This is a genomic window from Ketobacter sp. (assembly GCF_003671495.1).
GTDB lineage: Bacteria > Pseudomonadota > Gammaproteobacteria > Pseudomonadales > Ketobacteraceae > Ketobacter.
Genome location: NZ_RCHN01000031.1, coordinates 28,483 through 50,352, shown reverse-complemented (window position 1 = coordinate 50,352; position 21,870 = coordinate 28,483). Strand labels below are relative to the sequence as shown.

Annotated in this window: 19 protein-coding genes; 4 read left to right on the top strand and 15 right to left on the bottom strand. The window is 58.0% G+C overall.

The features are described 5' to 3' along the window. Nucleotides 1–4 precede the first annotated feature (4 nt). The 3 genes from D9N14_RS14980 to D9N14_RS14970 all read left to right on the top strand — a co-directional run bounded on the left by D9N14_RS14980 (nucleotide 5) and on the right by D9N14_RS14970 (nucleotide 4,204). Entirely contained in the window at nucleotides 5–967 is a 963-nt protein-coding gene (locus tag D9N14_RS14980; protein ID WP_290581111.1) for a LysR substrate-binding domain-containing protein, read from the top strand. A 66-nt stretch (nucleotides 968–1,033) separates the two neighbouring features. Continuing rightward, nucleotides 1,034–3,394: an efflux RND transporter permease subunit gene (locus tag D9N14_RS14975; RefSeq protein ID WP_290581109.1), complete on the top strand. Its 2,361-nt coding sequence runs from the start codon at nucleotides 1,034–1,036 to the stop codon at nucleotides 3,392–3,394. A gap of 57 nt (nucleotides 3,395–3,451) precedes the next feature. Next, complete coding sequence (locus D9N14_RS14970) at nucleotides 3,452–4,204, top strand: DUF2914 domain-containing protein (RefSeq protein WP_290581107.1); 753 nt, start codon at nucleotides 3,452–3,454, stop codon at nucleotides 4,202–4,204. Here the strand turns inward: D9N14_RS14970 and D9N14_RS14965 are convergent. The 14 genes from D9N14_RS14965 to D9N14_RS14900 all read right to left on the bottom strand — a co-directional run bounded on the left by D9N14_RS14965 (nucleotide 4,192) and on the right by D9N14_RS14900 (nucleotide 17,947). Next, on the bottom strand, nucleotides 4,192–4,848 hold the full coding sequence (locus tag D9N14_RS14965) for a class II aldolase/adducin family protein (RefSeq protein WP_290581105.1): 657 nt from the start codon (nucleotides 4,846–4,848) through the stop codon (nucleotides 4,192–4,194). The two genes, D9N14_RS14970 and D9N14_RS14965, sit on opposite strands and share 13 nt — an antisense overlap. Nucleotides 4,849–4,941: 93 nt before the next feature. Continuing rightward, entirely contained in the window at nucleotides 4,942–6,363 is a 1,422-nt protein-coding gene (der, locus tag D9N14_RS14960) for a ribosome biogenesis GTPase Der (protein ID WP_290581103.1), read from the bottom strand. After that, on the bottom strand, nucleotides 6,360–7,562 hold the full coding sequence (bamB, locus tag D9N14_RS14955) for an outer membrane protein assembly factor BamB (RefSeq protein ID WP_290581101.1): 1,203 nt from the start codon (nucleotides 7,560–7,562) through the stop codon (nucleotides 6,360–6,362). Before bamB ends, der begins: the two co-directional genes overlap by 4 nt. Further along, a complete protein-coding gene (locus D9N14_RS14950) occupies nucleotides 7,562–8,248 on the bottom strand; it encodes a YfgM family protein (RefSeq protein ID WP_290581099.1) in 687 nt (228 codons plus the stop codon). Before D9N14_RS14950 ends, bamB begins: the two co-directional genes overlap by 1 nt. A 1-nt stretch (nucleotide 8,249) precedes the next feature. Then, nucleotides 8,250–9,530, bottom strand: a complete 1,281-nt coding sequence (gene hisS / locus D9N14_RS14945; RefSeq protein ID WP_290581097.1) for a histidine--tRNA ligase — start codon at nucleotides 9,528–9,530, stop codon at nucleotides 8,250–8,252. Between the two features lie 63 nt (nucleotides 9,531–9,593). Beyond that, entirely contained in the window at nucleotides 9,594–10,718 is a 1,125-nt protein-coding gene (gene ispG / locus D9N14_RS14940) for a flavodoxin-dependent (E)-4-hydroxy-3-methylbut-2-enyl-diphosphate synthase (RefSeq protein ID WP_290581095.1), read from the bottom strand. A 76-nt stretch (nucleotides 10,719–10,794) separates the two neighbouring features. Further along, nucleotides 10,795–11,865, bottom strand: a complete 1,071-nt coding sequence (locus tag D9N14_RS14935) for a RodZ domain-containing protein (RefSeq protein WP_290581093.1) — start codon at nucleotides 11,863–11,865, stop codon at nucleotides 10,795–10,797. Between the two features lie 3 nt (nucleotides 11,866–11,868). Continuing rightward, nucleotides 11,869–12,660, bottom strand: a complete 792-nt coding sequence (pilW, locus tag D9N14_RS14930) for a type IV pilus biogenesis/stability protein PilW (protein WP_290581091.1) — start codon at nucleotides 12,658–12,660, stop codon at nucleotides 11,869–11,871. A 70-nt stretch (nucleotides 12,661–12,730) separates the two neighbouring features. After that, entirely contained in the window at nucleotides 12,731–13,864 is a 1,134-nt protein-coding gene (gene rlmN / locus D9N14_RS14925) for a 23S rRNA (adenine(2503)-C(2))-methyltransferase RlmN (RefSeq protein WP_290581089.1), read from the bottom strand. 107 nt (nucleotides 13,865–13,971) lie between these two features. Then, nucleotides 13,972–14,403, bottom strand: a complete 432-nt coding sequence (gene ndk / locus D9N14_RS14920; RefSeq protein ID WP_290581087.1) for a nucleoside-diphosphate kinase — start codon at nucleotides 14,401–14,403, stop codon at nucleotides 13,972–13,974. 115 nt (nucleotides 14,404–14,518) lie between these two features. Then, on the bottom strand, nucleotides 14,519–15,667 hold the full coding sequence (locus tag D9N14_RS14915; RefSeq protein ID WP_290581085.1) for an IscS subfamily cysteine desulfurase: 1,149 nt from the start codon (nucleotides 15,665–15,667) through the stop codon (nucleotides 14,519–14,521). A 95-nt stretch (nucleotides 15,668–15,762) separates the two neighbouring features. Further along, on the bottom strand, nucleotides 15,763–16,251 hold the full coding sequence (iscR, locus tag D9N14_RS14910) for a Fe-S cluster assembly transcriptional regulator IscR (protein WP_290581083.1): 489 nt from the start codon (nucleotides 16,249–16,251) through the stop codon (nucleotides 15,763–15,765). Nucleotides 16,252–16,325: 74 nt separating this feature from the next. Then, entirely contained in the window at nucleotides 16,326–17,120 is a 795-nt protein-coding gene (gene cysE / locus D9N14_RS14905) for a serine O-acetyltransferase (RefSeq protein WP_290581081.1), read from the bottom strand. 44 nt (nucleotides 17,121–17,164) lie between these two features. After that, nucleotides 17,165–17,947 (bottom strand): RNA methyltransferase, encoded by a 783-nt coding sequence (locus tag D9N14_RS14900; protein ID WP_290581079.1) that lies wholly within the window; start codon nucleotides 17,945–17,947, stop codon nucleotides 17,165–17,167. 159 nt (nucleotides 17,948–18,106) lie between these two features. Here D9N14_RS14900 and D9N14_RS14895 point away from each other — a divergent pair, with 159 nt between their 5' ends. Next, a complete protein-coding gene (locus D9N14_RS14895) occupies nucleotides 18,107–18,904 on the top strand; it encodes an inositol monophosphatase family protein (RefSeq protein ID WP_290581077.1) in 798 nt (265 codons plus the stop codon). Nucleotides 18,905–19,223: 319 nt separating this feature from the next. Here the strand turns inward: D9N14_RS14895 and D9N14_RS14890 are convergent, their stop codons facing one another. After that, nucleotides 19,224–21,869, bottom strand: coding sequence for an EAL domain-containing protein (locus tag D9N14_RS14890; RefSeq protein ID WP_290581075.1), 2,646 nt, complete (start codon nucleotides 21,867–21,869; stop codon nucleotides 19,224–19,226). Nucleotide 21,870: the final 1 nt, after the last annotated feature.

The window sequence follows — 21,870 nt, the reverse complement described above, 5'->3', positions numbered from 1 at the left end:
CTGCATGGCCTACAAAGGCCCTCCTCTCCAACACCTGCGGGTTTTCCAGGCGGCAGCCAGGGAACTGAGCTTCAAACGGGCGGCCACCGAACTCAACGTGACGCCTTCCGCCGTCAGCCACCAGATCAAGGCCCTGGAGGAGCAACTCCAGTTCAGCCTGTTCCGGCGCCTGAACCGGGCCTTGAAGCTGACCCCCGCCGGAGAGGAACTGCTGGAAGCCCTGGACCTGCACCTGTCCCAACTGCAACGGGCCCTGGAGCACCTGAAGCGTCGCCATGGTGCCCCCTCCATCCGCGCCCATATCCTGCCGTTTATGGCCACCGAGATCGTCATCCCCCGCCTGTTTGAATTCCAGCAGGCGCACCCCGAGATCGAGCTGCGCATTGAAACCAGCTACCGCCCCACCGACATGTTTGCCCTGTCGGATTGCGATTTGGGGGTCCGTTTCGGCCTGGGGGACTGGCCTGGACTGGTCTCCGAGAAGCTGATGACTCTGCGGGTGACGCCGGTGTGCTCCGCCGAATTCCAGAGCCAGCACAACATGCAAACCCTGGCGGACATCCGTGGCAAGACCCTGATCAACCTGCCCATGGACCCTAACCCCTGGCAGCGGCTGGCGGAAGAAGCCGGGCTTGCGCCCCTGCCCCCGCACCAGGAGATCACCCTGGACAACTACCTGAGCAACCTCACCGCCGCCGAACAACACCTGGGCATTGCCCTTGGCCTGCTGCCGATGGCCTTTCCCATGCTGCAGAAAAACCGCTTGATCGCCCCGTTCGACGTGCACTTCACCATAGATGAGTCATACTGGGTGGTGTACCGACCACAGGATGCCGAGCGCCCGGAGGTACAGACTTTCAAACTCTGGCTGATGGAGATCTTCTCCTCCCTGCAGAACAGATCAGATGAATTTTATTCATTCGAAGCGCAAAAGGTTTCGTTTGTGGCAACGTCGAAATCCCACTAGCCTCAATAACCTTGTGTTGTGAAAATTCGTACTTCGAATAATGACTTGAATAGAGCGTTTGTATTTATGCTGCAGGATCGTCTGAACCATTACCTGGTCAACCATCCCCTATTGATCGTGGCGGCCTGCATCGTGCTGGTCGGTGTGCTGGCGGCCGGCCTCCCCCCCCAGATCACCACCGACTTCGAAGAATTTTTTCCCGATGAGGATGAAAACCTGGTGGCCTACCACCACCTGCAGACCACCTACACCAATGTGGACAACGTCTATTTCGCCATAGCCCCCAAAAGCGGCGTGGTATTCAGCCAGGACACCCTCAGCATCATCGCCGAAATGACCGAGGCCGCCTGGCAACTGCCCTATTCCCAGCGAGTGGATTCCATCACCAATTTCCAGCACACCATTGCAGAGGAAGATGATCTGCTGGTGGAGGACCTGGTGCTGAACCCGGCCGAGGCCGACGCCGCAACCCTGGCGGCCGCCAAAGCCATTGCCCTGACGGAGCCGCAACTGGTGAACCGGCTGGTAGCCCCCGATGCCAACGTGGCCGGGATCAATGTCATCGTCAACTTCCACAACGCCGGCGACAAGAGCCTGGCCATTCCGGAAGTGGTGGCCGCTGCCCGGGCCTTTCGCGAGCAGTTTGAGGCCCGCTACCCCCAGGCGGACTTTTACCTGGTGGGTAAGGTCATGAACAACAACGCCTTCAAGGAAGCCACCCTGTATGACATGAAAACCCTGGTGCCCATCGCCTTCCTGTTTGCGCTGGGCTGCATCACCATTTTCATGTTCGTGGCCAGCGGCAGCATCGTTACCAGCATCATGGGCACCCTGGCCACCCTGGCGGTGATCATCACCTCGGTGTTGGCAGGCATGGGGGCCATGTCCTGGTTGGGGATTCACATCTCCCCACCGGTGGCCAACGCCCCCACCATGATCCTCACCCTGGCCATTGCCGACAGCATGCACATCCTCGCCACCTACTTCCAGAACATGCAGCGGGGCATGGAAAAACACGCCGCCATGGAGAACAGCCTCAACCTGAACTACCAGCCGGTGATGCTCACCAGCCTCACCACCGTCATTGGTTTTCTGTCGCTGAACTTCAGCGAGTCTCCACCGTTCAGGGATCTGGGCAACGTGGTGGCGATCGGCGTGTTCGCCGCCTGGCTGTTTTCCATCGCCCTGTTGCCGGCCCTGGTCATGTTGCTGCCGTTCAACATCAAACCCCATAAGATCAAGCAAGGTGGCAGCAGCGACGCCCTGGCCAATTTTGTCATTCGCCGGCGGGTGCCCATTTTCATCGTCTCCTCGGCACTGATCCTGTTCTGCACCGCTTTCCTGTTGGACAACCGGCTCAATGATGTCTGGGCGGAATATTTTGACGAGCGTACCGAGGTGCGCGTGCACTCCGATTTCGTGCGGGAAAACCTCACCACCAACAACACGATATCCTTCTCCCTCGACTCGGGCGAAGAAGGCGGCATCAGCGACCCCCGTTTTCTGCGGATCGCGGAAGACTTCGCCCAATGGTTGAACGCGCAACCGGAGGTGATTCATGTGGCGACCTACACCGATATCATGAAGCGTCTCAACAAAACCATGCATGGGGATGATCCCGCCTGGTACAAGCTGCCGGAGGATCGGGAGCTGGCCGCTCAATACCTGTTGCTCTACGAATTCAGCCTGCCCTTCGGCCTGGACACCAACAACCTGCTGGATGCCGGCAAATCCTCCACCCGGCTCACGGCCACCGTGGGGGATTCCTCCACCGATAACATCCTGAATCTGCAGCGCCGCGCCCAACAATGGCTGCGAGATCACGCCCCGGAGACCATGTTCCACCCGGGCACCAGCTCCGACATCATGTTCGCCCACATGGGCTACAGCAACATCCGCAGCATGCTGGAAGGCTCCGCCCTGGCCCTGGTGTTGATTTCATTGATACTGGGTTTTGCCCTGCGTTCATTGAAGTTCGGACTGATCAGCCTGATCCCCAACCTGATCCCGGCTGCCGTGGGTTTTGGCGCCTGGGGCCTGCTGGTGGGGCAGATCGGGCTGGGATTGTCGGCGGTGGCCGGAATGACAATGGGGATCGTGGTGGACTATACCGTGCACTTCCTCAGCAAATACCTGCGGGCAAAACGGGAACAACACCTGAGCGAGCCGGACGCCATTCGCTACGCGTTCCGCACTGTGGGCACAGCCTTGTTTGTCACCACGCTGATCCTGACCGCCAATTTCGGCGTACTGGCGCTGTCCGATTTCCGCCTCAGCTCTGACATGGGCATCCTCACCGCCGGCACTATTATTGTGGCCTTGCTGGTGGACTTCTTCTTCCTGCCACCCTTGCTAATGTTCGTCTCCCGCAAACCGGTTGCCAGGGAAGCGCTGGAACAACAGGTCACCCCGGTGGAAACGTTGTGATCCAATCCCTTTGTGGTTATGCTCTGCGCCTGGAACAGCCGGCACAGAGCACTCTCCATGCGCAAACAGGACACCCCCGACTTCAATCACTACCAACATAACGCCCCGGAGTTCACCGAAGAGATTCTCTGGCACCGGGTATATGCGGCAGGTGCAGCGGCCCTGCTGGTGGTTGCCCTGATCGGCTGGGGTCTGTATGCCGCCCTGGGCGGCGCTTCCGAAGACCGAAGCGAAGCGCCCTTCAATGAAGCCCCCTTCAACGTGGAAGCACTGGCGCCGACGGCGGCCCTGCCTGCGCTTACGGAGGAACCAGAGGTGGTGGAACCGCAAGCCGGTGTGGAACCCGCAGCGGAAGTGGCAACGCCTGGCCCGGCCGAGCAGCCTGCCCCTATCGAGTCTACCTCAGCCCAGCCAGTTGCCCCCCAGTCCGTTGCACCCCAGCCCGGCAATAACAAAGAATTCGCGGTAAAACTCAGCATTCTGAGCCAGGACATCACCGACGCCGCGCTGACCAACGCCATGAGCGATCTGGAGCCTGCCACCAAACTCACCAGCACAGAGGATCTCGGGAACGGGTTTCTCAAACTGTATTTCTATACGGATTTGCAGGGCCGGGCCGGGGATGCCTTACTGTACAGCTGGTACCGGAATGACAAACGGGTGGCCCGGATACGCATTCCGGTGGGCAGTGACCGCTGGCGCAGCCATGCCAGCAAGAACATCAGCGCCAACATGCGGGGGGACTGGAAAGTGGTGGTAACCGATCGCCAGAGCAAAACCCTGGCAACCGCGGAATTCTATTTGAAATAGTGCTCATCAAACTGGTGAGCGTCCATCACTGCCTGTAACAGACGGGCGCCGGCCGCCTCCACATCCGCACCATAGACGATAATGCCATCCTCATGGCCGAGCATGGCAATCACCCCTTCGCTGCCTTCCCCCTCAGCCACCAGCCGGGTGACCGCCTCCGCCATGGCCGGCGTGCCGTAGCTCACCTGCTCCGGGGTGGTGGCCAATTGCAGCTGCCGCGCACGCTGCCAAAGCAAGGGGGAATGCACGTGGATGACCGCCTGAATGGCGTCGCTGGCCAAATACAAAGCGGCGTGGGTGAGGGCTTCCGATGAGGGGGGAATAGGGCCACGGGCGCGCAGGTAATTGTCCTGCACATTGGTGTCCTCCACCAGGACATAGTGCTCTCGGCACAACAATGGCAAATGCCCGGTCTGAGTACCGGAGATCACAAAGGCATCCTGCTCGGCCCGATGACTGACATTGCCGTATCCCAGCCCGTCATAGCGATCCGGGTCCTGACCGATCAGGCCCAGTCGATGCAGATAGCTGCGCCAGCCGTTAAGCGACGCAAACTGGGGGCAATCAATATCGTGGTCAATCTCGAACTCCAGCTGGTACTGGATAACACCTTCTTTCGGGTTGCTTATTGCTTGTGGTCCCATGCCAGCACTCCGCGTTAAATGCTCGTCTGACGGCTAAAGCCAGCCTCTTGGGGTGCGCTTTAACGGCCTGGTTAAGGCACTGAACCACTGACCTTAGCGTTTTTTCTTTTTCTTCTCCAGCTTTTTATGATGGGCCACCATCCGCTTCTTCTTGTGAATTTGCCGTGGCGTCAAAGTGTTACGGCGGCCAGCAAAAGGATTTTCACCGGTTTTGAACTCAATGCGGATCGGCGTGCCTTCGATGTCCATCACCCGACGGAAGGTGTTTTCAAGATAGCGCTTATAGGATTTGGGTACACTTTCGGTCTGATTCCCGTGGATCACCACCAAAGGTGGATTGCTGCCTCCCATATGGGCATAGCGCAGCTTGATGCGGCGGCCATTGACCATGGGTGGCTGGTGGTCCGACAGGGCGTCTTCGAGGATTTTGGTCAAAAACGGCGTGGACAGCTTCTTGAACGCGCTCTCATAGGCTTTCTGGATGGATTTGTAGAGCTCACCCACCCCGGTACCGTGTTTGGCGGAGATAAAATGGATCTTGGCAAAATCCACAAACACCAGGCGGCGCTGAAGTTCAATCTTGATGCGTTCCTTGGCCTCGGCCTCCATGCCATCCCACTTGTTGATGGCAATCACCAGTGAGCGGCCAGTTTCCAGCACAAAGCCCAGCAAATGCAGATCCTGCTCCACAATGTTTTCCCGGGCATCCAGCACCATCACCACCACATTGGCGTCTTCCACCGCCTGCAGGGTTTTGATCACCGAGAACTTTTCCACCGCTTCATTGACCCGTCCGCGCTTGCGCACACCGGCGGTGTCAATGATGGTGTAACGCTGGCCGTGGCGCTCATAGGGAATGTAAACACTGTCGCGGGTGGTGCCGGGCATATCGAACACCACCACCCGATCCTCACCCAACATGCGGTTCACCAGGGTGGATTTGCCCACATTGGGGCGCCCCACAATGGCCATTTTGATGCCCTTGTCCGCCACTTCCTGCGCTTCTGCCGACAACTGCAGGGCTTCCGGCAGCTCTTCAAACACGTGATCAATGAGCTGGCTCACGCCACGCCCATGTGCCGCTGCAATGGCCAGGGGATCACCCAGCCCCAGGCTGAAGAAATCCGCCACCACCACGTCCTGGTTCTGGCCGTCGATCTTGTTGACCACCAGCATCACCGGTTTCTGGCGGGCCCGCAGGATCTGCGCCAGGGTCTCGTCCGCCGCCGTCACGCCGGCCTGGGCGTCCACCATGAACAGTACCATGTGCGCTTCTTCCACCGCCTGCATGGACTGATCACGCATGTAGCTGTCGATGCCCTCCTCATCGCCGGAAATACCACCGGTATCAATGACGATGAATTCCCGCTCACCGACCCGGGCATCACCATACTGGCGGTCACGGGTCAGCCCCGGCATATCCGCCACAATGGCATCCCGACTGCGGGTTAAACGGTTAAACAGGGTGGATTTGCCCACATTGGGGCGGCCGACCAGCGCAATTACCGGTTTCATTTTGCCTCGACAACTTTATAGGCAGCCAGCTCCCCGCTGTTGCCCTGTACATACACGATATCATCATACACCACCGGCTCTGCCCGCAGGCCATCTGCCGGATCCGTTACGTGACGCAGGGACTGCGCTTTCGAATTGGCATATTGATAACGATTGATTCCCACTTTGGCACGCGCCAGGAACTTGCCATCCCGATAGGACAGCCAGTAGAGAAACCCTTCAAAGTCCCCCACCAGAACATAACGATCGTAGGCGGTGGGAGCTCCCAATCCACGCCCTTTGAGGCTCTCCTGCTGCCAGATATCGGTGCCGGACACCGAATCCTTGGCGTACAACACGCTGTCCTCGTCCACCACATACAGCTGGGACAGGAACTCAGAGACACCAGCATAGGAGGATACCGGCTTGGTCCACAGCACCCGGCCGGAAGGAATATCGATGGCCGCCAGACCGCCCTGATAAGTCACTGCGTAGACAATCTTGTCGGATACCCAGAACCGGCCGTCCAGGTCGATCAAGCGTTCCAACTCGGACCGTCCCTTGGGTTCACCAATGAGACGCTCCCAGGCCACAAAGCCGGTTTCAGTGTCCAGTGCCACCAGCTTTCCGTTGGCGAAGCCCGCCAGGGTCGCGCCCCCCATGACCACCGGGCTGCTTTCGCCGCGCAGGGTCAGGATCGGAATGCTGGTATCAAACAGCCAGACCACGGAGCCATCGGTACGATCCAGGCCGTGCAGCCGGCCGTCAATGGTCTGTACCACCAACCGGCTGCTGCCAAATGCCGGCGCCGACAGAATCTGCCCACCCAGGGATTTCTCCCACAGGGTACTGCCGTCCTCTTCGTTCAACACCAGGATTTCGCCGTTGGCGGAACCCACCGCCACCATGCCGTAAGCCGCCGCCACACCGCCGGTGATCCGACGCTTCAGGTCCACACTCCACTCCCGCTTACCGGTGCTACGATCCAGCTTGTACACCAGACCTTCATGGGAGGCCGCAAACACCCAGCGTTCGGTGACCGCCGGTTTGAGATTCAGATAAATCTCCCCGACCCCTTCGCCAACGCGGTTGGTCCACAGTTTCTTGATGTCGATCTCAGCCTTGAACTGGGGTAAGGGGGCAGGCTGGATGACGCTATCGTCGCTGCTGCAGCCCCACAGCAACAGGGGCAGCAGACATAACAGGAACCGGTTGCGCATCAGTTACCCGCCACCAGCAGATTGTCGTATTTGAACTTCAGGATCGGACGGCTCTGGCCTTCATTACGGTCTGCGCTCAAATCCATGGCTTTCTTATAGGCGTCGCGGGCTTTGTCCTGTTCGCCCATGGCCACATAAATATCGCCACGTACCTCTTCATAGGCATCCCCCTGCACGCCAGGCTCAACAGCATCCAGGGCCTGCAAGGCAGCATCGTATTGCCCGCGGGCAGCCAGCACCCGGGCCAGGCGCAGATTGGCGATCAGTCGGGTGGCGTCGCTCACGGTGTGCTCCATGGCCCAGCGCAACTGGGTTTCCGCCGCTTCCGGCTTGCCCTCCATCACGGCCTGTTTGGCCAGCATCAAGGCGCCAAATACAGCGTATTCACTGCTGGCAAAATCGGATTTGAGCTGCTCGCCCAAATGGTTCAGAGTAGCCAGTTGGCCTTCCAGCTCAGCATTATTGCCCTGTAAGCGGTTTTGCTCAGCCTGATTGGCGGCTTCCACCACCTGGCCGTAGAGCACCGCGGCCGCTTCACTGTTTGCCTGCTCATTCTGAGTCCAGTACTGGTAGCCCAGCACCGCCGCAATGGCCAGGGCGATACCGATCAGCACACTGTTGCCATTGGTCTGCCACCATTTTTTGATCGCTTCTATTTGTTGTTCTTCGGTAGTGTAAACGTCCACGTTATGACTCCTGGCTGATCAGGTTTTCTGCAAAAAAGGTTTGAATTTGGTCCTGCGGGATAACCACCTGGTCGCGCTGCTCACGCAGGAATTTGACGGTCACCTGCCGGTTCTGGATTTCGTCGGCTCCCAGCAACAAAGCAATGCGGGCACCGGAATCATCGGCTTTCTTGATCTGTTTCTTGAACTTGCCACCGCCGCAGTGGCATTGGACACGCAGGCCGGGCAATTGGTTTCGTACACTTTCTGCCAACAGTAATCCCTGGATGGCGTCCTCGGACATCACATAAATATCCGGCGTACGACGGATGTGCCCCACCACATCACAGGCTTCCAGCAACAACACCAGACGCTCAATACCCATGGCGAAGCCCACTGCCGGCGTGGCTTTCCCACCCAATTGCTGCACCAGGCCATCGTAACGGCCACCGGCACACACGGTGCCCTGGGCCCCCAGTGCATCGGTCACCCACTCGAAAACGGTTTTGCAGTAGTAATCGAGGCCACGTACCAGATTCGGGTTGATCTCATAGGCCACCCCGGCCGCGTCCAGAGCCGCCCTCAATTGCTCAAAGTGCGTACGGGATTCATCGTCCAGGTAGTCGTGGAGGCTGGGGGCGTCCTGCAACACCGCCTGGGTGCCTGCGTCCTTACTGTCCAGCACCCGCAGGGGGTTGGACTCCAGGCGCCGCTGGCTGTCTTCGTCCAACTGGTCGAAGTGCAGTTTTAGGAATGCCACCAGGGCATCGCGGAATTCGGCACGGGCTTCGTTGGAACCCAGGCTGTTCAACTGCAATGTCACCTGATCGGCAATACCCAACGTTTTCCACAAGCGCGCCGTCATGATAATCAGCTCGGCATCGATATCCGGTCCGGCCATGCCAAAGGTTTCCACCCCAATCTGGTGGAACTGGCGATAACGGCCTTTTTGCGGCTTCTCATAGCGGAACATGGGGCCCATATACCAGAAACGCTGCACCTGGTTATAAAGCAGGCCGTGTTCCTCGCCGGCCCGCACGCAGCCGGCCGTCCCCTCAGGTCGCAATGTCAGGCTCTCCTGATTGCGGTCCTCAAAGGTGTACATTTCTTTTTCAACGATGTCGGTGACTTCGCCGATGGAGCGCTTGAACAGGTCCGTGGACTCCACAATCGGCAACCGGATCTCGCCGTAGCTGTATTGGTTCAACAGCGCACGCACGGTCCCTTCAAAGTACTGCCATACAGCAGAATCCTGCGGCAGGATATCGTTCATGCCGCGGATCGCTTTAATTCGCTTGCTCAATGCTGATGTTCCTAACTGATTTCGCTGACACGGAAGTTTAAAAGCGGCCGATTATATGCCAGATCAGGCGCCGAGTGTTATTTTTACGGGGCCATCACCGCCAGCAGCATCCACCTCTTCCGCCTTGGCCCGGATCACTTTTTCCAGCTCCTCGATCAGGTCGGCGTTATCCACCTTATGGCTGGGTTTACCTTCGCGAAAGATAAGGTTGTTGGGGCTGCCGCCGGTCAGTCCGATATGGGCCTCCTTGGCTTCGCCGGGACCGTTCACCACACAGCCGATGATGGCCACGTCCAGGGGCGTCTTGATGTCCTCCAGGCGGGATTCCAGGGCATTCACGGTACTGATCACATCAAAGTTCTGACGTGAGCAGCTGGGGCAGGCAATGAAATTGATGCCCTTGGTGCGCAGCCCCAGGCTTTTAAGAATATCAAAGCCTACTTTGACCTCTTCCACCGGGTCCGCCGCCAGGGAAATCCGCAGGGTATCACCAATGCCGTCCAGCAGCAGGGCCCCCAGGGCAATGGCGGACTTGACGGTGCCCGAACGCAGGCCGCCCGCTTCCGTCACCCCCAGGTGCAGGGGATTGTCGATCTGGGCGGCGATGAGCCGATAAGCGTCCACCGTCATAAAGACGTTGGAGGCCTTGAGGCTCAGCTTGAAATTCTGGAAGTCGAGTTTGTCCAGGATGTCCACGTGACGCATGGCCGATTCCACCAGTGCCGCCGGCGTGGGCTCGCCGTATTTTTTCTGCAGGTCTTTTTCCAGTGAACCGGCATTGACGCCGATGCGGATGGGAATGTTCTTGTCCCGCGCGGCATCCACCACCGCCCGCACCCGGTCTTCGCGCCCGATGTTGCCCGGGTTGATGCGCAGGCAGTCGACGCCTTTTTCGGCCACGGCCAGAGCAATCTTATAATCAAAATGGATGTCCGCCACCAGGGGCACAGATACCTGTTTCTTGATCTCGCCAAAGGCGTCTGCGGCCTCCATGCTGGGCACGGACACCCGCACGATATCCACCCCGGCGTCTTCCAGGCGCCGGATTTGGCCCACGGTAGCCGCCACATCACAGGTTTCGGTATTGGTCATGCTCTGCACACTGATCGGGGCTCCACCACCCACGGGCACATTCCCCACCATGATCTGGCGGGATTGACGGCGTTTAATTGGTGACTCGATGTGCATGATGAACTCCTACCCGGTTTGCAGGGCGGTATGTTAAGGCTTATTGCGGTGTAATGCCATGCAGGCGGCGGGCAATCTAATCCCCCAGACGCACCCGCACCACGTTATGGGGAGGAATATGGAACGAAACCGGCTGATCATTGTAGCTGAGGGAGACGACATTCCCGTTACCCAGCTTGGCCTCGAGAGGCGGCATGCCCTTGACGGTGAGGGATTCCCCATTGCGCTTGAGGTTGGAATAGATCAGGGTGCCGGCCCCGTCACGAACCTCCACCCAACAGTCCCCGGTGAAATGCATGGTGACATGGCCTTCTGCTCCGGCCGGGTCATACGCCCCTGGCGCCGCAGGAGCCACAGACCCCGCACCGGACGGCAGAGCGCGCTCGCTGGGGGGCAATTCAGCAGCGGTTGATGCAGAGGGAGCCGATGCACCAGCCACCGCCTCTGAAGGCACCGACTCAAAAGGCTCGGGCACCACCGCAGAAGCCGGACCCGAAGTCACCGGCGTAGAGGCAACCACTGGCTCCACATCCACCCATTGGTTGTCCGCCCCCGCATCCCCCGGCAGGTCATGGGGGCTGGGTTCTGCCGAATCGATCGCGGCCTGCTCCAGGTCCGCACCGGACCAGTCTTGGGGGGCCTCCTCCGCTACGGTCACGACCTCCTCCAGCCCACTGCTGTGCGCCTCTGCGGGCTGCGCCGGTTCCTCCTCGGAGGCCGCAGGCCAGAAATACCATACTGCCGCCAGCACCAGGACACCCAGCACACCAAACCGGATCGGCCCGGCAAAGCGGGGCCCTGTGCGCGGTGCTTCGATGGGGGTAACCGGTTGGGGTTTGTTGGTGCCGGTGATCGACTCATAGGTACGCACCAGCTCCTCCCCCGGTATCCCCAGCAGACGGGCGTAACTGCGCATGTAGCCTTTTACGAATGTGGCATTGGGCAGGGACCGAAAATCATCCGCCTCCAACGCCTTGACCACGCCCGGGGACAAATGCAGGGCATCGGCGGCTTCCGTCACACTCAGACTGGCCGCCTCCCGCGCCCGTTGCAAACGCGCACCGGGGGAAGACGCCAACAACTTGTCCATCCCGGTACCATTGTCCGGGGTGGCGTTCGCTGCGGGTTTTCCGGGTAATGCCGTCATGACTTAGAGGGATGCCTTATATGCTTTGTACTCTGCGGAACCGGGGAACATATTCTTTAAGGCTAGTTCATAACTGGCCAGTTTGTTCTTGTCCCCCAGTTCCCGCTGCAGCCGGATACCCAGCCACAACTGGCGCGGGCTGGGCGGGGCGATGGATTCATACTTCTTCAGGTAGCGGGACGCCAGCTTGTTATCGCCCTCGGTGAGGGATAATTCCGCCATCTCCAGCAACGACACCGGCAGGTTGGAATTCAGTTGCAGGGCACGATTGAAAGCGGCCTTGGCCGACTCCGTATCCTGCTTTTTCAGGTAGCAGATGCCCAGGTTTTCATACGCTTTGAAACGACGGGCATAACGGTAGTCCTTGGTGACCCGCTCCAGCTGCACGATGGCTTCGTCGTATTTGCCTTTTTCGAAAAGGTACACCGCATAGTTGTTGCGGGCCTGGGAAAACTCCGGATCCTCCGCCAGGGCTTTCTTGAAGTGGCGCTCCACCTGCTCGTCGTTGCCCTCGATGGAATAGAACAACGCCAATGCATTATTCACCGCAGGGTCATTGGGGGCGATTTCGTGGGCTCGGGTCAGGGTGCGGTTGGCATGCTCCATGTTACCGCGCTGCATGTACATGGTGCCGGCTTCCACGTAGGCCTGGGCGGCTTTCTTGGGATCCCGGTTCTGCGCCAACGGGTCATTGGTTTCTGTGACACACCCGGTCAATCCCAGCAGGACCAACATCCCCAGCACCAGTGCTCGACGGGAGCCGGTGAATATCGCCTTGCCTATTGCTTGGTACAATGCTTCGTGACCTGTCCTCATCTTCAATCTGACTCTATCCTCACGTGTCAAATACAGACGGCCTGAGTGATCAGGAGCCCGTCTGCTGAACCGGTATTTTTTTTCCTTTTGCGGCGACCTTGGCCTGCCATTGCGCCGAGCGTCGAGTTCGATCCTGAACTTTGCCCACCAACTGTCCGCAGGCTGCATCGATATCATCCCCACGGGTGGTGCGGATGGTGGTGACAAATCCCGCCTTCATCAAACGGTCCTGGAAGGCCTTGATGCGCATGCCGTTAGGACGCTTGTAACCCGAGTTGGGAAAGGGATTAAACGGAATCAGGTTGATTTTGGAAGGCACGTTCTGCAGCAGTTCAATCAGCTGCTCCGCATGCTCGTATTTATCATTTACCCCGTCAATGAGCACATATTCCATGGTAACCCTGCGGGTGTCCGGGAACTTGTCCACATATTCACGGCAAGCCGCCATCAATTCCGACAAAGGGTACTTTTTGTTAACCGGAACAAGCACATCCCGCAACGCATCGTTGGGGGCATGCAGGGAGACCGCCAACGCCACGTCAATGCGGTCATACAATTCATACATCTTCGGCACCACGCCGGAGGTGCTGAGCGTCAGGCGCTTTTTGGCCACACCATAACCCAGGTCATCTTTCATCAGCTCCATGGCACTGATGACGTTCTCGAAATTCAGCAGGGGCTCACCCATTCCCATCATCACCACATTGGTGATGTTGCGGATACCCCGGTTGTCCGGTGCGCCGAATGAACGCTGCGCGATCCACATCTGCCCGATGATTTCCGCCACGGTAAGATCACGATGAAAGCCCTGTTTGCCGGTGGAGCAAAAACTGCAGTCCAGGGCACAGCCCACCTGGGATGACACACACAGGGTGCCGCGCTTGCCGTCGGGGATGAACACGGTTTCGACTTTGTTACCCTGATCCAGCTCCACCACCCACTTGCGGGTGCCGTCATTGGAAAAATGTTCCAGAGCCACTTTCGGACCACGGATTTCGGCGGTTTCGGAGAGCTTGGCACGCAGTGCCTTACCCAGGTTGGTCATGGCCTCAAAGTCGTCCGCCCCGAAGAAATGGATCCACTTCATCACCTGATGGGCACGAAAACGCTTTTCTCCGATGGACTCGAAGAAATCCTCCATTTGCGGGCGCGTCATCCCCAACAGATTCACTTTTGAGCTCATTTTGACACCTGTCCTGGCCCCAAAACCGGGCCTTTTAGATACAACAAATGGAGCCATGAAGACTCCATTTGTCATTAAGCGTAGCGTAAATTGCTGTTTTTTAGCAATTATCGCGTGCGTGGGCACAGCTCGCTTTCGGCGAAGAAATAGGCGATTTCGCGGGCGGCAGAGGTTTCGGAATCCGAACCGTGTACCGCGTTCTCATCGATGGTTTGAGCGAAATCAGCGCGGATAGTTCCCTCAGCCGCTTCCTTGGGGTTGGTGGCCCCCATCAGCTCCCGGTTCAGGGCAACGGCGTTTTCACCTTCCAACACCTGCACAACCACCGGGCCGGAGGTCATGAACTTCACCAGATCCCCATAGAAAGGACGCTCTTTGTGTTCCGCATAGAAACCACCGGCAGTCTGCTCAGACAGGTGCACCATTTTGGAAGCAACGACTTTCAGGCCGGCTTTTTCAAAGCGGGTCAGGATTTCACCGATCACATTTTTGGCAACGGCATCGGGCTTGATGATGGAAAAAGTACGTTGTACCGCCATGGTTATCTCCAAATTATATTCAATATCAAAGGGTTAAAAACTGGAACGGAGCACCGCGAACAGCTGGCCCGCGGAAAGCGGCGATTATACGCAGGTTTTATGACGAAGCATACAATCAACCGCGCAGACGGCTGACTGTCTCGGTCACCCGCTGGATGGCGAAGTCGATGTCCTCTTCTGTGGTGAACCGCCCCAGGGAGAAACGCACCGACGCCAACGCCAGATCGTCCTCCAAGCCCAGGCTTTTCACCACATAGGACGGGGCCACCGTCGCCGAGTTGCAGGCACTGCCGGAAGACACCGCCAGATCATCCAATGCCAGCAGCAGGGTCTCCCCGTCCACGCCGGCAAAGGCCACATTCAAGATACCGCACACCCGCTGCTGCGGGTCGCCATTCAGGCGCACGCCGTCGAGGCCCGCCAGGCCTGACCACAAACGCTGTCGCAGGGCCGCAATGCGGGGTACCTCCTCTGCCATCATTTGCCCCGCCAGGCGGAAGGCTTCCCCCATGCCCACGATCTGGTGGGTGGCCAAGGTACCCGAACGCATGCCCCGCTCATGGCCACCGCCATGAATCTGGGGGCTGACCCGTACCTGGGGGTTACGGCGCACATACAACGCCCCCATCCCCTTGGGGCCATAGACTTTGTGGGCAGAAAACGAGATCAGGTCCACCGGGGTTTGCGCCACATTGATGGGCACCTTGCCGGCGCTCTGGGCGGCGTCCACATGCAATAGCACTCCGCGCTCACGGGTCACCCGGGCAATGGCATCCACATCGGTTAATGTGCCCAGCTCGTTGTTCACCTGCATCAACGACACCAGCACGGTATCCGGCTCAATGGCACCCATCACCTGCTGCGGGGTGATCAAACCGTCAGCGCCCGGTTCCAGGTAGGTAACCCGGCACCCCCGCTGTGTTTCCAGGTAACGACAGGTATCCAGCACCGCTTTATGTTCTATGGTGGAGGTGATCAGGTGGTTACCCTTGTCGGAATAGGCTTCCATCACCCCCTTGAGGGCCAGGTTATCCGCTTCCGTAGCCCCGGAGGTCCATACGATCTCGCGGGACTCCGCGCCGATCAGGTCCGCCACCTGACGACGGGCGGTTTCCACGGCCTCTTCCGCCAGCCAACCATACATGTGGGAGCGGGAAGCCGGGTTGGCAAAGAGCCCATCCAGGGTCAGGCAATGTCCCATTTTCTCCGCCACAACCGGATCAACGGGAGTGGTGGCAGCGTAGTCGAGATATACCGGTCGCATGGGAAGTCTTCTACTAACAGGAATGTGGGGCTGGATTATAAGACAGGCCGGTGGACCGGTAAAACCGATCCAAGCAGCCTGAGGTCATTATGGGATCAGTTGATTTCGCTGATGGGCAGCCGCACGGGGCTGGCGGCGCGTTCCTGCTGGTATTTATCCTGGCGCTCAGCCACGTCTTTCACATGCTGGCGATCCACCAGATTCTGCAGGCTGATGCCGGACAGGAAGTCGTGCAGCTGCTGGCTCAGGTCCTGCCACAGGTCATGGGTCAGGCAGGTTTCCCCGTCCTGGCAGTCGCCGTTTCCACTGCAGCGGGTAACGTCAACTTTCTCATCCACCGCGTCAATGATCTGGGCCACATAGACCGCTGCCGCCTCACGGCTCAGGCGGTAGCCCCCACCCGGCCCCCGCACGCTGGACACCAGCTCATTCTTGCGCAATTTCGCGAACAACTGCTCAAGGTAGGAAATGGAAATGCCCTGACGCTCCGAGATATCCGCCAGACTGACCGGCCCGGCTTTGGCGTGCAGTGCCAAGTCCAGCATGGCAGTCACCGCATAACGACCTTTGGTGGTAAGTTTCATAATCAGGGCCTCCCGTTTCGACATCATTGCCAGGCAAATGGCAAACTGGACCCATTTTGCTATCCCCTACTAAATCAGTCAACTTTTGTTGGCGCCACCGCCGGATCGCCCCGCGCCTCTTCTTCGAACAAGTCATCATGAATCTTCGGCAGGGAGCTGCCGCAATCACTGCCCATGGCCTGTAAGGCCTTGTTCATGGTATTGATTTTCTCATCCACCATGTGCATGTGATCGAGCATATTCTGGATCGAACGGGCGATGGGGTCCGGCATGTCCGGCGTCATGCCATAGGCATCGAAGCCCATTTTGCTGGCCATGGCCTGGCGCTGCTGCTCCCGGGCACAGTCCGCATCGCTGTCTTTGCAAATGATACGGCCCGGAATACCCACCACAGTGGCTTCCGCCGGCACGTCCTTGGTGACCACCGCATTGGAGCCCACCCGGGCATTTTCACTGATGGTGATGGGGCCCAATACCTTGGCTCCGGCGCCCACCACCACACCGTTTAACAAGGTAGGATGGCGCTTGCCTTTATTCCAGGTGGTCCCTCCCAGGGTAACACCGTGATAGATGGTCACATCATCGCCCACCTCTGCGGTTTCCCCGATGACAACCCCCATCCCATGATCAATGAAGAAGCGCCGGCCGATGGTGGCACCGGGATGAATCTCAATACCGGTCAACCAACGGGAGAAACTGGACACGCAGCGGGCCAACAGTTTGAAATTCAGGCGCCAGAGCTTGTGGGCCAGGCGATGCAGGAGCACGGCGTGCAGGCCCGGATAGTTCAGCAGCACTTCCAGGCTGGTGCGGGCCGCTGGGTCCCGGTGAAACACCGATTGAATGTCTTCGCGAATACCTTCGAACATGAGGATTCCTTTGGTTACCCTTTGATTAGCCTTAACTTGGCAACTTAGCGATCATTTTCCTTAATACGCTTCTGTACTGTGGACAACACGCCACGCATCAAATTCATTTCCAGTCGGTCCATGCGGGTGCGCATGAACAAGCGCCGCGCCCGGGTCATCAGCTGTTTGGGATTGTTGGGGTCGAAAAAGCCGATATCAAGCAGTGTTTCCTCAAAATGCTTCATAAACCGCTCCATATCCTCTGCTGACACCAGGGGTTCATCCCAATCCGTGATCTCCAGGGGCATCACGGGCTTATCCGATGCCTGCGCCTGCCCGCTGGACGCGGCCGCCTGTGACAGTGCCGCCATGCGCATTTCATAGCAGATCACCTGCACCGCCGCGGCCACGTTCAGCACCGAATACGCCTCATTGCCGGGAATGCAGATGTGATAATGACAGCGTCGCAGCTCTTCATTGTTTAAGCCAGCGTCTTCCCTGCCAAACACAACGGCAATATCCGCACCTTCAGGCTCATTAAGGACAAGCTGCGTGGCCTCCCGTGGGGACATCAGCGGCCAGGGAATGGTGCGCATGCGGGCGCTGGTACCGAACACCATCTGACAGTCGGCAATGGCTTCATCCAGGGTCTCCACCACCCGGGCCTGGTGCAGCAGGTCCGCCGCCCCCGAGGCCCTGGCGGTGGCTTTGGCGGTAGGAAACTCCTTGGGCGCCACCAGCACCAGATCACTCACTCCCATGGTTTTCATGGCCCTGGCAGCCGCCCCGATGTTGCCGGAGTCACTGGTATTGATCATTACGATGCGGATGCGTTGCAGTAATTCCATCGGATTTCGCCAATCTGTAGTGAATGAGTAAAAAAGGGCGTCGATGGTACCAGATTTTGCTCCGGATCGCGGGCGCTTTCTGCTATCATTCGCCGCCACAGCCCCTACGGCCCGCTCTTTAACTTTGATCCGTTCTTTACACGATAAGGTAGTCTATCAATGCACCCCATGCTGAACACCGCTTTGGAAGTGGGCCGCACCACGGCCGAGATGATTTATAAAGCCTATGAACAGGTGGAATCCATCGATGTCCAGGCCAAAGGCACTAACGACTACGTCACCAAAGTGGATCGGGCCTCAGAGGAACGGATCATTGAGGGATTGCGCAAGCGCTACCCCCAGCACTGCTACCTGGGAGAAGAGAACGGCCTGCAGGAAGGCGCCGACAAGGACTACGTTTGGGTCATCGATCCACTGGACGGCACCACCAACTTCATCCACGGTATCCCCCAGTTCGCCATTTCCATTGCCCTGAAGATCCGGGGCCAGCTGGAAGTGGGCGTCATCATCAACCCGGTGACCAAAGACGAGTTCACGGCGGTGAAAGGCCGCGGGGCCTCAATGAATGGCCGCCGCATTCGGGTCAGCAAGCGTACCAAACTGGAAGGCGCCCTGCTCTCCACCGGTTTCCCTTTCCGCCCGGACCAAAGCAAAATCCTGGACAGCTATATGGGCATGTTCCGCGATTTCACCCTGACCACCGCCGGTATCCGTCGGGCCGGTGCGGCCTCTCTGGATCTGGCCTACGTCGCCGCAGGGCGCTATGACGGCTTCTGGGAGTTTGGTTTGTCCGAATGGGATATGGCCGCCGGCGCCCTGATGGTGGCCGAGGCCGGTGGCCTGATCGGCGACCCCAAAGGGGGAATGGACCACCTGAAAACCGGTAATATCGTCTGCGCGCCGCCTAAGTTGTTTAAGGCCATGTTACAGACCATTCACCCACATCTGCCGAAATAGGATTTTTTCGCTATACTGAAAGCAATGCGGCAGGAAACAGCCGTCCACCATGAGGGATTTCAGTATGAATTGGCAAGAAATCAAAGCGTCCTTAACGGCTTTTTTCCAAAGCTTCGCTCTGCCCTTTTGGCAACAGAATGAGCCCGAGTTGAAGCCGATCCCCATCAAGGTGGAGGCGCATAGACAGGACCCACATCGCTATTGAGCATGCCGGTTTGCGGTCGTCGATGAGCGGCCCGAAATCTGCCAGCCCATAAAAAAAGCCGACGCAGGTCGGCTTTTTTTATGGCGCGAAATGAATGCATTTGCAACGGGAGCATCAGAGCCCGGCCATACTGCCCCGGTAAGATTGATCACCGCCCGTGACACGACCTGCAATCCACTTCAGGAAGTCCTGCCCCGGCATGGGGCGGGCAATGTGATAGCCCTGCGCCAGATCGCAACCCATGTCTTTCAGAATACGCAGGGTCGCCTCATCCTCAATTCCTTCGGCCACCACCACCATACTCAGGTGGTGTCCCATACTCAATGTGGTTTTCACCAACAGCTGATCCTCGCTGTTACTGGCCATCTCCATCACAAAACTGCGATCGATTTTCAGTTCGTCCACCGGCAGTTTCTTCAGATACGACAATGAGGAATACCCCGTGCCGAAATCATCGATGGAAAGCCGAATCCCCGCCTCATTGAGGGCATTCATCATGGTCAACGCTTCGTCTGGATCCGTCATGATGGCCGTCTCCGTCAGCTCCATAATAATATCGTGCAAGTCCACGCGCTGCTCCTCTGCCATTTGGCAGATGCTGCGCTTGAACTCCGGATCCTGCAGATTACGGGCGGAAATGTTAATGGAAAGATTTAGCGGGTAGCCTTGCGTCGCCAGCTCCCGCTTAAACTCAAAAGCCTTGCGACAGATCCAGTACGTGAGTGAATGAATCACTCCCGTGCGTTCCGCCAAGGGAATGAACTCATCCGGGGGAATAAAACCGTACTCCGGATGAATCCAGCGAATCAACACTTCCGCCCCACTGACCTGCCCGGACCCCAGTTGCAACTGGGGTTGAAAATACAGCTGCAACTGATCCTGCTCGATGGCATTACGCAACTCCCCGATCAGAGAGATACGGCGCTCACTATAGGGGTCGATCTCCTGCGAATAAAGGGCTGACTTTTCCCGGCGCCCGGAGGCGGCTTCCAGGGCAATATGGGCATTGCGGATCAGGGTTTCACAATCGCGCCCATGGTGGGGAAAACAGGCCAACCCGGCACTGGCATCGATGTCCAGTGTGAGCCCCTGGAACGCCAGCGGCTGCTCCAGTTGACGCAATAAATCCAGCACCGTTTCCTGCACACGACTGACATTGTCCTCACGCACGAAAAACCCAAAGGTGATGCCTTCAATGGCCGCCAGATAATGCACTCCGTCGCGGTGCTTTTCCAGCATCATGATGTGCTCGACGTCACCACAGAAGCGGTTGATTCGTTGGGTCACCTTACGCAAGACTGCGTCGCCATTGGAGTGGCCAAGGGTCTTGTTGATTTCGTGAAAACTGTTCAGGCTGATCAACACCAGCACAAACTCTTCTTCGGCATCATTGAACGCGGCGTCCAGGGCTGAGCGCAGGAAAATCCGGTTGGGCAATCCTGTGATGCCACTGTGTAACGCCCGGTGCATCAACTTGTGCTCGGTATCCTTGAGTTGCAGTGTGGCCGCATGCTGAGCTTCCAGGGCCTGGTATTTGGCACGACGTTCCGTATTGATCCGGTCCGCCAGACCCAGTGAAAGCAACAGGGTTTCCATGGCGGCCCCCACCAACACCGCATTGGTAGTCACCCCATTGGTGGACAACCAGCCCAGCATGCTCAGGGTATAGAGCAGAATCCCCACCAACAGCGCGCCCCAACCCAACAGGAAGAAACCGGCGGAACGGGAGCCTTTGCGGTAGCATTGAAAGGTCATGACCGGCATGGCCGCGCTGATCAGGGCCACGTAGGCGGTTATGACTTCGCTGAGAAAATACGGGGTCAACAACTTGATGGCAATCAACAACCAGCCAACGCCCACCATCAACGAAATAAACTGATCGATATAACGATAATACTGCCGCACATTGATGAAATGCCGCACGAACAACAGCCCGGTAATGGCCGCCAGCGTGGAAGGAATCTGCAGGCTGTATTCGTTAATCAGGGGGAACTCACCCCACACAAACAAATAGCCGTAGCCGGTGGTGGTGAGGAAGGCACAGCCTACCGACACAATGTAAAGAATGTAGTAAAAGTAGGCCCGACTCCCCACCGACAGAAACAGGTAAGAGTTGTACACCACCATGGCCAGCAAAATGCCAAAGAACAGACCGAAAACATAGTTGCTCTCGATTTCATTCAACAGAAAAGCAGAGGGGCGGTACAGCTTGATCGGCAACTGCACACTTCCATTTTTGCGTTGCACATTGATGTAGACCTGATATTCCTTACCTGCGGCCAAACGAATCGGCTGCACAAAAAATCGATTCTGGACATCGCGGGCCGACATACGATGGGCATAGCCGAGGTCGTATTGCTGCAACACCTCTCCGCCCTGCACCACGTAGATCTGCACCCGCTTCAATAGGGGGTAGCCCACTTCCAGAAACCAGGTGTGTTCCGGCTCTGCCTGCGACGCCCGCTCCAGGCTGAGGTCGGCTTCCTGCGATGGAGAGGTCTGAACCGAGAAGGTTGCCCAGACTGAACTGGCGGTATGTCCCAGGTTGATGATGTCCGAAGTGACGGGGGTGAAATCCGTGTTACGATTTGTAGTGACTTGGTAAATCGACAGGGAATCGGTGGGGTCATCCAGCAGTTGCAGGTATTCGCCGGTTACCGCCAACTGGTCAACGCCCTCATCCAGCGAGACCACTGCGGCGGCCACGGCCGTATTGCACAGACACAACAACGCTCCGGCAAGCCCCCAAAAGATGCCCATA